Genomic DNA, 11,512 nt, shown 5'->3' with positions numbered 1-11,512 from the left:
CCCGCGCGAACCAGCGTCGCGGCATCAGACGAAACAAAGCTTGAGGTCGAGTTCGCCAAGCGGCCGGACACCCGCAAGCAGCGCCCTCGCCTCCTGCTCGTCGCGCTTGATCTGCTCAACGAGCGGCTCCAACCCCTCGAACTTCAGTTCGGGCCGCAGGTAGCCGAAGAAGGAGACGGAACAGGTCCGGCCGTAGAGGTCGCCACCGAAATCGAAGAGGTAGGTCTCCAGTAGCGGCGTTCCGTTTTCGATCACCGTCGGGCGGCGGCCGTAGCTCGCAACCCCATCGTAAAGCCTGCCGTCGTCCAGGCGGAAGCGGACTGCATAGATGCCGGCGGCAAGTTCGGCCTCCGGCGGAAGCTGCATGTTGGCGGTTGGGAAACCAAGCTGGCGGCCAAGCTTTTCGCCGCCGATCACCTCCGCCTCCACTGTGTAGCGGTAGCCAAGCTCCGCTGCGGCTTCGCTGACATTGCCATCCTTCAGGAGCGTGCGGATATAGCTTGAGGAGACGACCTCGGCATTCTCGTCGCGGAAGGCGTCGATCAGCGTGACGCCGAAGCCGTATTTGTGACCGGCATCCATGAGGAAGGCCGGGCCGCCCTCGCGGTTCTTGCCGAAATGGAAATCGAAGCCGGTGACGACTTCGGAGGCGCCGAGCCAATCCTTCAGGATGCCGTGGATGAAATCGTCCGGCGAGCGCTGCGAGAATTCGCGGTCGAAGGGATATTCGATGACGGCGTTGAAGCCGAGCGTCTCCAGGATGCGAGCTTTCAACGGCGCCGGCGTAAGACGGAAAACCGGCGTTTCCGGCCTGAAGACGGTGCGGGGATGCGGCTCGAAGGTCAGCACTAGCGCCGGGATGCCACGCTCCTTGGCGATTTCCAGTGCGCGGTTCAGCACCGATTGATGGCCGCGATGCACGCCGTCGAAATTGCCGATGGCAATCACCCCGCCCTTCAGATGAGCGGGCAAGGGTTCGCGGGTTTCATTGCGGTGGAAAACGGTCATCGGCGGGCTTCTTCTTATGCGAGGCGCGGCATCCACCACTTGGGCGCGGCCCTCTCGCGTTCTAGATAGGCATGCAGGATCGCCTCGTCGGTCTCGCCGTTCAACGTGTATTCTTTCGCGTGGATACCGCCGCTGATATAGAGAAGATCGAGGCCGTAATCGAGAGCGCCGCGCACATCCGTCGGCATGCCGTCGCCGATGGCGAGAATGCGGGTCTTCGGGAAATCGCCATGGAGTTCGTGCGCGGTTGCCAGCACGGCGTCGTAGATCGGCGCGTGCGGCTTGCCTGCAATGCGGATCTCGCCGCCAAGCTGGTGGTAGTAGGCAGCCATGGCGCCGGCGCAAGGTATGATGCGATGGCCGCGCTCGACGACGAGATCGGGATTGGCGCAGATCATCGGCACGTTGCGCGCCTGAAAATACTTGAGCATCTCCGTATAGTCTTCCGGCTTTTCCGTCTCGTCGTCGAAGAAGCCAGTGCAGACCACGGCTTCAGCCTCCTTCGCATCGACGCGCTCAACACCGAGGCCTTCGATGAGGGCCAGATCGCGGTCAGGGCCGAGCAGGAAGACCTTTTTCGGGCCTTCGGCAATCAGGCGCCGGGTAACATCGCCGGAGGTGACGATCCGGTCATAGGCACCGTCTTGGATGCCGATCTGGCGAAGCTGGGCGACCACCTGCGGGGCGATGCGCGGGGAATTGGTGATGAGGATGACAGCTAGCCCCTCGCCGCGTGCGGCCTCCAGTGCGGCGGCGGCCTTCGGGAAAGGATCGACGCCATTGTGAAGCACACCCCAGACATCGCAGAACACCGCATCATACTGACTGGTGATCTCCGCAAAACTTCCAATCCGCTTGGCCATCCGATTTCCCGATTTGCTTTCAGTCAGGCGTGACATTGCAAAGGCATGCGGCGATGGCAAGGGATTTTCAGACGATCGCCGGCAAAAACCGCGGGAGGATTGCCAGAGAAACGCGACGGCTTCCGCAAGCCCGCCGAAGCTCAGGCAGTCAAAGGCATCGAATCGGCCAATGCTTCAGACAATTCCCACGCTCTTCACAATTCCGGCACAAAATTCCGTGATGGGTCTTCTTGACTCCTTCTGGAGCCATCCCTAAATGCTCGGCGTTAGCACTCCTCAACGGAGAGTGCTAGCACTCATCCATGTGGGCCGCCCGGCCTGCGAATGTCATTTGATCGAGGGATTAGACAATGGCAAGCACCAACTTCCGCCCCCTTCACGACCGCGTCGTCGTTCGCCGCGTTGAATCCGAAGAAAAGACTAAAGGCGGCATCATCATTCCCGACACCGCCAAGGAAAAGCCGCAGGAAGGCGAAATCGTCGCCGTCGGTTCCGGCGCTCGCGACGAGTCCGGCAAGGTCGTCGCTCTCGACGTCAAGGCTGGCGACCGCGTTCTGTTCGGCAAGTGGTCCGGCACCGAAGTCAAGATCAACGGCGAAGATCTGCTGATCATGAAGGAAGCCGACATCATGGGCATCATCGGCTGATCCAGCCGATCGCTTTTTCCCGAAATTGCTGACAACCCTATTCTGGAGTTTTCAAAATGGCAGCTAAAGAAATTAAATTCGGCCGCACCGCGCGCGAAAAGATGCTGCGCGGCGTCGATATCCTCGCTGACGCAGTCAAGGTAACGCTCGGCCCCAAGGGCCGTAACGTCATCATCGATAAGTCCTTTGGCGCTCCGCGCATCACCAAGGACGGCGTCTCGGTCGCCAAGGAAATCGAACTTGACGACAAGTTCGAGAACATGGGCGCCCAGATGGTCCGCGAAGTTGCTTCGAAGACCAACGACATCGCCGGCGACGGTACCACGACCGCGACCGTTCTGGCTGCGTCGATCATCCGCGAAGGCAACAAGGCGGTTGCCGCCGGCATGAACCCGATGGACCTCAAGCGCGGCATCGATCTTGCCGTTGCTGAAGTCGTCAAGGATCTCCAGGCCAAGGCCAAGAAGATCTCGACTTCGGAAGAAGTTGCGCAGGTCGGCACGATCTCTGCGAACGGCGACAGGCAGGTCGGTCTCGACATTGCCGAAGCGATGCAGAAGGTTGGCAATGAAGGCGTCATCACGGTCGAAGAAGCCAAGACTGCCGAAACCGAACTCGAAGTCGTCGAAGGCATGCAGTTCGACCGTGGCTACCTCAGCCCGTACTTCGTGACTAACCCGGAAAAGATGGTTGCTGACCTCGACGACGCCTACATCCTTCTGCACGAGAAGAAGCTCTCGAACCTGCAGTCGATGCTCCCGGTTCTCGAAGCCGTCGTCCAGACCGGCAAGCCGCTGCTCATCATCGCTGAAGACGTCGAAGGCGAAGCGCTTGCAACACTCGTCGTCAACAAGCTGCGCGGCGGCCTGAAGATCGCTGCCGTCAAGGCTCCGGGCTTCGGCGACCGCCGCAAAGCCATGCTCGAGGACATCGCCATCCTGACGGGCGGCACGGTGATCTCCGAAGACCTCGGCATCAAGCTCGAGTCCGTTACCCTCGACATGCTCGGTCGCACCAAGAAGGTTTCGATCTCCAAGGAAAACACCACGATCGTCGACGGCGCCGGCGCCAAGTCGGACATCGAAGGCCGCGTTGCCCAGATCAAGGCGCAGATCGAAGAAACCACCTCCGACTACGACCGCGAAAAGCTGCAGGAACGTCTTGCCAAGCTCGCCGGTGGTGTTGCCGTCATCCGCGTCGGCGGCTCGACGGAAGTCGAAGTGAAGGAAAAGAAGGACCGCATCGACGACGCCCTCAATGCGACGCGCGCTGCTGTTCAGGAAGGTATCGTCCCCGGCGGCGGCGTTGCCCTGCTCCGCTCCTCCGTCAAGATCACGTCCAAGGGTGTGAACGACGACCAGGAAGCCGGCATCAACATCGTTCGCAAGTCGCTGCAGTCGCTGGTTCGCCAGATCGCTGACAACGCTGGTGACGAAGCTTCGATCGTCGTTGGCAAGATCCTCGACAAAAATGACGACAACTACGGCTACAACGCCCAGACGAGCGAATATGGCGATATGATCGCCATGGGTATCGTCGACCCGGTCAAGGTCGTCCGCACGGCTCTGCAGAACGCAGCTTCGGTTGCTTCGCTGCTGATCACCACGGAAGCCATGATCGCCGAGCTGCCGAAGAAGGACGCTCCGGCTGGCATGCCGGGCGGCATGGGCGGCATGGGCGGTATGGACATGATGTGAGACTGAGGTCTCGCATCTGAGCCATCCGGTTCAGTTCAGGAGGGGCGGTCTTCGGGCCGCCCTTTTTGTTTTGAGCGCGACCCACAGCTGCGCATGTGCAGGGGCAAAGCCGCCGACTTGGTAAAACGTTTAACTTGGCCTGCTCTCCTGCCGCCACCAGTCTGGAGCTTGCGCCAAGCTTGCGCCGCCAGATTTTCGGTAAGCGCTCAAATTCCGATCCGAGACGCATTCGCCTAGGCAGAAACTGCATCTTTGAGATGTGAAATTCATCATAATCGATCAGAAATTGATGATTTTTCACCTTCTGTCGGCTGTTTCAGGACGCGTTGCCGGCCGCACGGCCTTGGCGCGCTAGGGAATTGGCCTTGAAAAAGCCGTTGCCGTTTGGCGAAAAGCTCCTATAAATCCGCGCTGCAATTGATGCGCGTTCGAGGAACGTTTTTCGCCCGCCAGCGACGCAGCAACGCGATTGTAACATGCGCGAACATTCGGCCACGAACGTCTCCGCGATAAGCAAGAGCAAGCCTCAGTGCCCCCGCCGGCGATCGAGGTTCCAGACCGCAGGCATGATGCCTGGCGCCGTATGACCCTGTTTCGCTCAGACTACAGCGCAGCGAAGACTGCGCCCGAACCGGGGAACCCCTTGTTTAAGATCGCCAAAGCAACTGTTGCCGCCCCCTTGATGCCTGGCTCGCTGGAATTAGCCCATCACAACCAGGAAATGCTTGCGCAGTTTTCGGTTTCCGAGTCCTGGACCGGAGAATTTTCGAGCGGCATCATCCGCCTCGGCGATTGGAGCAGCATGCTGCATGGCTTTTCGATGCAGGAATGCGGCCTTCTGAGCCTGCTGCGCTGCTACGATCCGAAAGATCGCGCCCATATCCTCGCGCTTTTCGAGCAAGCTGCAACGCTTTCATCGTCCTTCTGTTTTTCCACCACGATCATCATGCCGAACGGCCTGCTCCAGCCGGTTTTCTGCATGGGCGAGTCGAGCGGAGTGGAGGAAAAATTCAGCGGTAGCATGGCGGGAGTCTTCCTCTTCCCACGCTTCAAGCTGGAAGGCGCCAACCAGACCGCAGGCCGCCACGCTTCCTAGGAATAGAAACGGCCGCTCCTGTGGCCGGCCTTAACTAGAATGCAGGAGGCTTTTCAGCGACAACGGAATTGGAAGCGAATGTCAGGGAGTTCTGCGACATTCTCATGCCTTGGTCGCTCCGGTGAAAAACCCCTCCAACTCCGCAAAGCCCACAGCCTGGTCTGAGAAATGGAAGGTACCTGCCGATCGCATTTCCCGCGCCGCATTCACGAACGTGCCGAAGGCGAGCCTCGCCAGCCCCGAACCGACGCTGATCCGTTTAACGCCCGCTTCCGCCAACTCAGCTACGCAGAATGTTGCGCCGGGCATTCCCATCACAACGTTGACGGGTTTCGTCACGGCCTCGCAAACCAATCGGATCGTGCCTAGGTCATGAAGGCCGGGTGCGTAGAGCACGTCGGCTCCGGCTTTCTCGAACGCGTGCAGTCGCCGGATCGTGTCATCGAGATCGGCGCGGCCCCATAGAAAATTCTCGCAGCGCGCCGTTAGCACGAAATCGTGAGACAGAGAACGGCGGGCCTCGACGGCGGCCTCTATGCGCTCTACCGCCCGCCTGTGTGAAATCATAGATCGGATCATCGAGCCGGCCAGTATGATCTTCAAGCGAACATCCGGCGAGGCCGACGTTGGCAGCGGCTTGTATTGTCTCGGCAGCACTCTCCGGACTGTCGCCGAAGCCTTTTTCGAGGTCGGCTGAGACGGGGAGCAGCGTTGCGGCCACGATGGATCGGCAATGGTCCAAGGTGTCTTCTCGTGAGACGGCTCCCTCCGCGACGCCCAGAGAAAACGCCATGCCGGCGCTGGTGGTGGCGAGCGCGGGAAAACCCAAGGCAGCTAAAATCCGGGCTGTGCCGATATCCCAGGGATTTGGAATGATGAACGCCCCCGGCGCTTCATGCAGTTTGCGAAATGCATTGCGCTTGTCTTCCATCTGCTACCTCCCAGACTCGCCTCGGAGAGGCGAACATTGCACGAGAGGCGGAACAAATAAAGAACAACCGCTACGAAAAGATTACGTGTCAAGCAAAGCCGCAAATTTTAGAGACCGGTCCCGCGGCCGGCCTCTTCCTTTGGGCCGGACTACTCCTCCGGCTTCACGGGGATGTTCAGGCCGTTGGCGCTGGCCGGGCGCGCGATGCAGCGATCGAGCCAGGCCATGACGGACGGGAACTTCGCGTAGTCCAGGACTTCCCGGCCGCCGTAGAAGACATCGGCGCCGCGAATCCATGGGAATGTGGTGATGTCCGCGATGGTGTAGGCGTCGCCCATGATCCACTGCCGTCCCTTCAGGCGAGCTTCCAGCACGCTCAGCAGCCGCTTGGCTTCGTCGCGGTAACGCTCCATCGGATAGGAATTGTTGGCGACCTTGTCGGCCGCGAATTTGTAGAAGTGGCCGAACTGGCCGAGCATCGGGCCGATGCTCGCCATCTGGAAGAATACCCACTGGGTGGTCTCGTAGCGACCCGCAGCATCCGGCGGTAGGAGTTGGCCGGTCTTTTCCGCGAGATAGACGAGAATCGCACCGGATTCGAAAAGGCCGATCGGCTTTCCGCCCGGCCCGTTCGGATCGATGATCGCCGGGATGCGGCCGTTCGGATTGAGCGAGAGGAATTCGGCGGACTTCTGATCGTTGGTTCCGAAGGAGATGTAATGAGGCTCGTAAGGCAGGCCAAGTTCTTCCAGGGCGATCGATACCTTCACGCCGTTCGGCGTTTGCAGCGAATAAAGCTGAACCACATTCGGGTTCTGCGCCGGCCAGCGCTTGGTGATCGGAAATGCGGAAAGGTCTGCCATGCGGTTTCTCCTGGGGGTTGGAGGCCGAACATAGAAGACCGGCGGAGCAAAAGACAAGCCGTTCAACGGGAGTGATCGTTTCAGATTAGTGAACAAACCATCCTCTTTTGTTTATCTTTTCACTGCAGGTAAAAAAGGCGACAACAACGGCCAATCGGGGTTCAAGCGGTGCCGGGGCACGGGGACCTCCAGAGCAATTCAAACGGAGATCACGTCCATGTCGAATACCAATAACATCGTCCTTCTCGTTGCCCGCATCCTGCTTTCGTTCATGTTCATCATGTCCGGCTTCGGCAAGCTTGCCGATCCGGCCGGTACGGCCGGCATGATTGCCGGCGCCGGCCTTCCTGCCGCGACGCTTCTGGCCTTTGCCGCTGGCCTCTTTGAGCTTGTTGCGGGCCTTGCTGTCCTCGTTGGCTTCCAGACCCGCATCGCCGGCTGGGCGCTCGCCGTCTTCTGCGCCTTCACTGCGTTCGTCTTCCACAGCGGCACGATCAACCTTCCGGATTTTCCGGCTGCAGCCAATGGCTGGATCAACCTGCTCAACCAGATCATGCTGATGAAGAACCTGACACTGGCTGGCGCCTATATCCTCCTCGCCACCTTCGGCCCAGGCACCTATTCGCTCGACGCACGCCGCGGCGCATATGCCGTCGCCGCCTAAGCGCGCAACACCTCCCAAACATAAGACAACCCGCTGTCGGAAGACGGCGGGTTTTTCATTTGGTCTGCGCTGAAATTAAAGGGCGCTGCGGACCGCGTCGACAATCCTTGCCACAGACGGCTCGTTGGCGTGACTGTCCTTGCGGGCGCGGACAAGGCAGGCTTCCGAGCGCAGGATCACGCCGTCGTTCAGCACCCGCAAGTGGTTTGCCCTCAAGGTGGAGCCCGTCGTGGTGATGTCGACGATGATGTCGGCCGAGCCGGAGGCGGGAGCCCCCTCCGTCGCGCCAAGGCTTTCGACGATACGATAAAGCTGGATGCCATGCTGGCTGGAGAAGAACTGCTGCGTCAGCCGCCAGTACTTGGTCGCGATCGCCAAACGCCGGCCATGGCGGGCGCGGAAATCGGCCGCAACGTCGCCGAGATCGGCCATCGTATCGACATCGAGCCAAATCTCCGGAACGGCCACCACCACGTCGGCGCGGCCGAAACCGAGGCGGGCGCAGATCTCCACCCGTTTGTCGGCTTCCGCCAGGCCTTCCCGCACGAGGTCTTCACCGGTCACGCCGAAGTCCACCGTACCGTTGCCGAGTTCGCGGGAGATTTCAGAGGCGGAGAGGAAGGCGATCTCGACGTCGTCCCAGCCCTCGACACGGCCGCGATAGGAGCGGTCATTGCCGACCGAGGCGATCGTCATCCCGGCGCGTTCGAAGAGCGCCGAGGCATCGTCCTTCATCCGACCCTTGGAGGGCAGCGCGATGGTGATAGTCATGGGGCCGCCCTTTCCGTTTCGATGCGGTCGAGCCAGAGCGAGAAGCCGACGGCCGGAATGCGGTCCCTGGCGCCCAGCAGCGTCAACAGCCTGTCAAAGCGGCCGCCGCCTGCGAGCACGGCGGACGATCCTTGGATGCCCACCTCGAAGACAAGGCCGGTGTAATAATCGAGCGGGCGACCGAAGGCGGCGCGATAGCCGATGGAGGCAAGGTCGATTCCGGCATTGCCGAGGGCGGCCACCCGGCCATCGAAGCGGGAGAGCGCGTTGCCGAGCTTCAGGCCGGCAGTATCGGCAAAGCCCGCCAGGGCAGCCGACGCGTTGACAAGCGGCACCCTGAGGGACAGGAACTCTTCCAGCACGCGGAAGGCCGCGTCATTGAGGCGCGTTTCGGAAAGGACCAGTTTCTCCTTCAGGCGGCGGGCGATCTCTGCCGGCGAGCGGCTGGCGTTCGAGGAATAACCCGTCCTCTGCATCGTCGCGTCAATGTAGGCGATGAGTGCCGCCTCGTCGTCGGCGGCAACCAGCCGGGCGACATCGTCATCTAGGCCGGTCACGAATTGCGGGCTGACGAGGCTTGCGAGCAGCGCTTCAAGCTGGCCCATGTTGCCGAAGGCGTGGATCAGCCGCTTCTGCCAGCCGAGCGGCAGGCCGAGCGCCTGGACCACGGCTTCGAAAACGGCTTGATCGCCAAGCGTGACTGACAAGCGCTTGCCGGGAAGAAGCCGTGCGAGAATATCGGTCGCATCGCTGATTGCGCGGGCGTCGGCGCTGGCGATATTGATGTCGCCGAGGTCTTCGATGCCTGCCTGATAGAATTCGTTTCCGCCCTCGCGGCGCTGGCGGAAAACCTCGCCGAGATAGGAATAGCGCTTCGGCGTACCGGTCGCCGCCTCGATGTGGCGAATGCAAACGGGAATGGTGAATTCCGGGCGCAGGCAGAGGCTAGCGCCGGTCTCGCTCTCCGTCATGAAGATGCGGCGGCGGAGATCTTCGCCGGCGATGTCAAGGAAGGGCTCGGCCCGCTGGATGACCGGCGTATCGATCCGCTCCGTCTTGCGGGCGGCAAATTCATCCAGGAGATCACCGGCGAAGTCGGGCAGGTTGATTAGGGACATGGGGTGGCTCCGAAATAAAGTCCCCTCCCCGACCCCTCCCCACAAGGGGCAGGGACTAACCCCTGGCGGTCGCCGAAAGAGAAAACCCCTCCCCTCCGCCTCGCTCCGACCCTCCCCACAAGGGGGAAGGTTAGAACTGCCGCGCCGCTGCGGAACAGACCGCAACGCAAGAAGGATGGAACGGTAAGCGCCAACCGCCAACATGCCCCCTGCCCCTTGTGGGGAGGGTTGGGGAGGGGAAAACTACGCATTCGACCCCGCCCTCGCGCGATCCTCCGTCTGCGCCGCCAAAATCTCTTTCACCTTGGCCACCAGATCTGCCTCGGCGGCGGTTTCCTGCGCCACACGCGCCTCGCGCCAACTGGCATTGTCCTCGATCTCGCCGGACAGGCGCTTGCCTTCGATCAGATCCTTGATCTGCACGACGCCCTCAGCACGCTCGTCGCCGCCCTGGATGATGGCGATCGGGCAGCCGCGGCGGTCGGCATATTTCAGTTGGTTGCCGAATTTCTTCCAGTTGCCCTGGTACATCTCGGCGCGGATGCCGGCGGCGCGCAGCTCTTGCGTCATGCGCTGATAGCGGCCCATGCTTTCGACATCGCCATCCATGACGGTGACAAGCACGGGCTCGATGACCTCGCTCTGGCCGAGCTTGCCGAGGTTCTTCAGCGCCGTCATCAGGCGCGAGACGCCGATGGAGAAACCCGTCGCCGGAACCGGCTGGCCCATGAAGCGGGAGACGAGGCCGTCGTAACGCCCGCCGCCGCCGACGGAGCCGAACACGATCTTTTCGCCTTTTTCGTTGGTGACGTCGAAAAGGAGTTCGGCTTCGTAGACCGGGCCGGTGTAGTATTCGAGGCCGCGAATAATCGTCGTGTTGATAGCTATTCGATCTGGCCCGTATCCTGCCTGTTCGAACAGCGCCAACATCAGCTCAAGTTCCTCAATCCCGGCGTTCCCGCTTGGCGTTTCACCCACAGTCCCCCTAGCAGCCTCGATGGAGTTCCAAGAATTGTCGACCCAAAGGATGTCGTCTTCTTTGGAAGGGCGTCCTATCAACGGACGGACCCGGCTTCGAGACTGATCTGCGGGTGTGAGGCCAGAGCCGGATAAAAAAGGAATGATCAGGCCGATTTGGGTCTGAGCAAGACCTGCACCTTTAGTGAAATCACCACTTTCATCTTTGCGGCCAGTCCCCAACAGCTGGATTACGCCGTCTGCACCAAACTTATCGTGCTTATCCAGAGCGCGAAGAACGGCAAGCTTCTGAAGGGGGTCCGACACTTCGATCTTTTCCATCAGACCGTCAAGAACCTTGCGGTTATTCACCCGGATCACATAATCCCCGCGCTTGATGCCAAGCGCTTCCAGCGTATCGGCCATCATCATGCACATTTCGGCATCGGCCTGGACGCCCGGGGCACCGACGGTGTCGGCGTCGAACTGCATGAACTGGCGGAAGCGGCCGGGGCCCGGCTTTTCGTTGCGGAAGACGTAGCCGGCGCGGTAGGTGCGGTAGGGAAGCTGGATCTCGTTGAAATTCTCCGCGACGTGGCGGGCGAGCGGCGCCGTCAGGTCGTAGCGCAGGCTCATCCACTGGTCGTCGTCGTCCTGCAGTGAGAAGACGCCCTCGTTCGGGCGGTCGCTGTCCGGCAGGAACTTGCCGAGCGCATCGGTATATTCGAAGAGCGGCGTTTCGACGGGATCGAAACCATAATGCTCGTAGACTTCGCGGATCTTCGCGGTCATCTCGTTGACGGCGCGGATATCGGCGGCCGAACGGTCGATGAAGCCGCGCGGCAGGCGAGCCTTGAGCTTTTGTGGTTTCTTCTGCTTGTCGTTCATTTCCAACGC

Annotated in this window: 10 protein-coding genes and 1 pseudogene; 4 read left to right on the top strand and 7 right to left on the bottom strand. The window is 60.9% G+C overall.

The features are described 5' to 3' along the window. Window positions 1–24 precede the first annotated feature (24 nt). Both N2599_RS02105 and N2599_RS02100 read right to left on the bottom strand, forming a co-directional pair. Window positions 25–1,008, bottom strand: coding sequence for a bifunctional riboflavin kinase/FAD synthetase (locus N2599_RS02105; protein WP_027507822.1), 984 nt, complete (start codon window positions 1,006–1,008; stop codon window positions 25–27). Between the two features lie 14 nt (window positions 1,009–1,022). Then, complete coding sequence (locus tag N2599_RS02100) at window positions 1,023–1,871, bottom strand: TIGR01459 family HAD-type hydrolase (RefSeq protein WP_027507823.1); 849 nt, start codon at window positions 1,869–1,871, stop codon at window positions 1,023–1,025. A 350-nt stretch (window positions 1,872–2,221) separates the two neighbouring features. Here N2599_RS02100 and groES point away from each other — a divergent pair, with 350 nt between their 5' ends. From groES to N2599_RS02085, 3 genes are all read left to right on the top strand, one after another. Further along, window positions 2,222–2,518: a co-chaperone GroES gene (gene groES, locus N2599_RS02095; RefSeq protein ID WP_004675403.1), complete on the top strand. Its 297-nt coding sequence runs from the start codon at window positions 2,222–2,224 to the stop codon at window positions 2,516–2,518. Window positions 2,519–2,574: 56 nt separating this feature from the next. After that, the gene (gene groL / locus N2599_RS02090; protein ID WP_100773020.1) at window positions 2,575–4,215 is read left to right on the top strand and encodes a chaperonin GroEL; all 1,641 of its coding nucleotides are present in this window, start codon (window positions 2,575–2,577) and stop codon (window positions 4,213–4,215) included. A gap of 643 nt (window positions 4,216–4,858) precedes the next feature. After that, window positions 4,859–5,311: a hypothetical protein gene (locus N2599_RS02085; protein WP_027510010.1), complete on the top strand. Its 453-nt coding sequence runs from the start codon at window positions 4,859–4,861 to the stop codon at window positions 5,309–5,311. Between the two features lie 102 nt (window positions 5,312–5,413). Here the strand turns inward: N2599_RS02085 and N2599_RS02080 are convergent. Both N2599_RS02080 and N2599_RS02075 read right to left on the bottom strand, forming a co-directional pair. Then, a pseudogene (locus N2599_RS02080) lies at window positions 5,414–6,242 on the bottom strand (isocitrate lyase/PEP mutase family protein). A 149-nt stretch (window positions 6,243–6,391) separates the two neighbouring features. Further along, window positions 6,392–7,105: a glutathione binding-like protein gene (locus tag N2599_RS02075; protein ID WP_027510009.1), complete on the bottom strand. Its 714-nt coding sequence runs from the start codon at window positions 7,103–7,105 to the stop codon at window positions 6,392–6,394. A gap of 217 nt (window positions 7,106–7,322) precedes the next feature. Here N2599_RS02075 and N2599_RS02070 point away from each other — a divergent pair, with 217 nt between their 5' ends. Then, window positions 7,323–7,769, top strand: a complete 447-nt coding sequence (locus N2599_RS02070; RefSeq protein ID WP_027510008.1) for a DoxX family protein — start codon at window positions 7,323–7,325, stop codon at window positions 7,767–7,769. 75 nt (window positions 7,770–7,844) lie between these two features. Here the strand turns inward: N2599_RS02070 and hisG are convergent, their stop codons facing one another. The 3 genes from hisG to hisS all read right to left on the bottom strand — a co-directional run bounded on the left by hisG (window position 7,845) and on the right by hisS (window position 11,503). Beyond that, window positions 7,845–8,540, bottom strand: a complete 696-nt coding sequence (hisG, locus tag N2599_RS02065) for an ATP phosphoribosyltransferase (protein WP_027510007.1) — start codon at window positions 8,538–8,540, stop codon at window positions 7,845–7,847. Continuing rightward, the gene (locus N2599_RS02060) at window positions 8,537–9,658 is read right to left on the bottom strand and encodes an ATP phosphoribosyltransferase regulatory subunit (RefSeq protein ID WP_027510006.1); all 1,122 of its coding nucleotides are present in this window, start codon (window positions 9,656–9,658) and stop codon (window positions 8,537–8,539) included. Before N2599_RS02060 ends, hisG begins: the two co-directional genes overlap by 4 nt. A gap of 243 nt (window positions 9,659–9,901) precedes the next feature. Beyond that, window positions 9,902–11,503: a histidine--tRNA ligase gene (gene hisS, locus N2599_RS02055; protein WP_027510005.1), complete on the bottom strand. Its 1,602-nt coding sequence runs from the start codon at window positions 11,501–11,503 to the stop codon at window positions 9,902–9,904. Window positions 11,504–11,512: the final 9 nt, after the last annotated feature.

The sequence above is a fragment of the Rhizobium sullae genome, from assembly GCF_025200715.1.
Classification (GTDB): domain Bacteria; phylum Pseudomonadota; class Alphaproteobacteria; order Rhizobiales; family Rhizobiaceae; genus Rhizobium; species Rhizobium sullae.
This window is presented reverse-complemented; position numbering and strand designations above follow the sequence as displayed.

Coding starts and splice junctions, on each gene's coding strand:
- N2599_RS02105 (WP_027507822.1), bottom strand. CDS start 1,008: ATGACCGTTTTCCACCGCAATGAAACCCGCGAACCCTTGCCCGCTCAT.
- N2599_RS02100 (WP_027507823.1), bottom strand. CDS start 1,871: ATGGCCAAGCGGATTGGAAGTTTTGCGGAGATCACCAGTCAGTATGAT.
- groES (WP_004675403.1), top strand. CDS start 2,222: ATGGCAAGCACCAACTTCCGCCCCCTTCACGACCGCGTCGTCGTTCGC.
- groL (WP_100773020.1), top strand. CDS start 2,575: ATGGCAGCTAAAGAAATTAAATTCGGCCGCACCGCGCGCGAAAAGATG.
- N2599_RS02075 (WP_027510009.1), bottom strand. CDS start 7,105: ATGGCAGACCTTTCCGCATTTCCGATCACCAAGCGCTGGCCGGCGCAG.
- N2599_RS02070 (WP_027510008.1), top strand. CDS start 7,323: ATGTCGAATACCAATAACATCGTCCTTCTCGTTGCCCGCATCCTGCTT.
- hisG (WP_027510007.1), bottom strand. CDS start 8,540: ATGACTATCACCATCGCGCTGCCCTCCAAGGGTCGGATGAAGGACGAT.
- N2599_RS02060 (WP_027510006.1), bottom strand. CDS start 9,658: ATGTCCCTAATCAACCTGCCCGACTTCGCCGGTGATCTCCTGGATGAA.
- hisS (WP_027510005.1), bottom strand. CDS start 11,503: ATGAACGACAAGCAGAAGAAACCACAAAAGCTCAAGGCTCGCCTGCCG.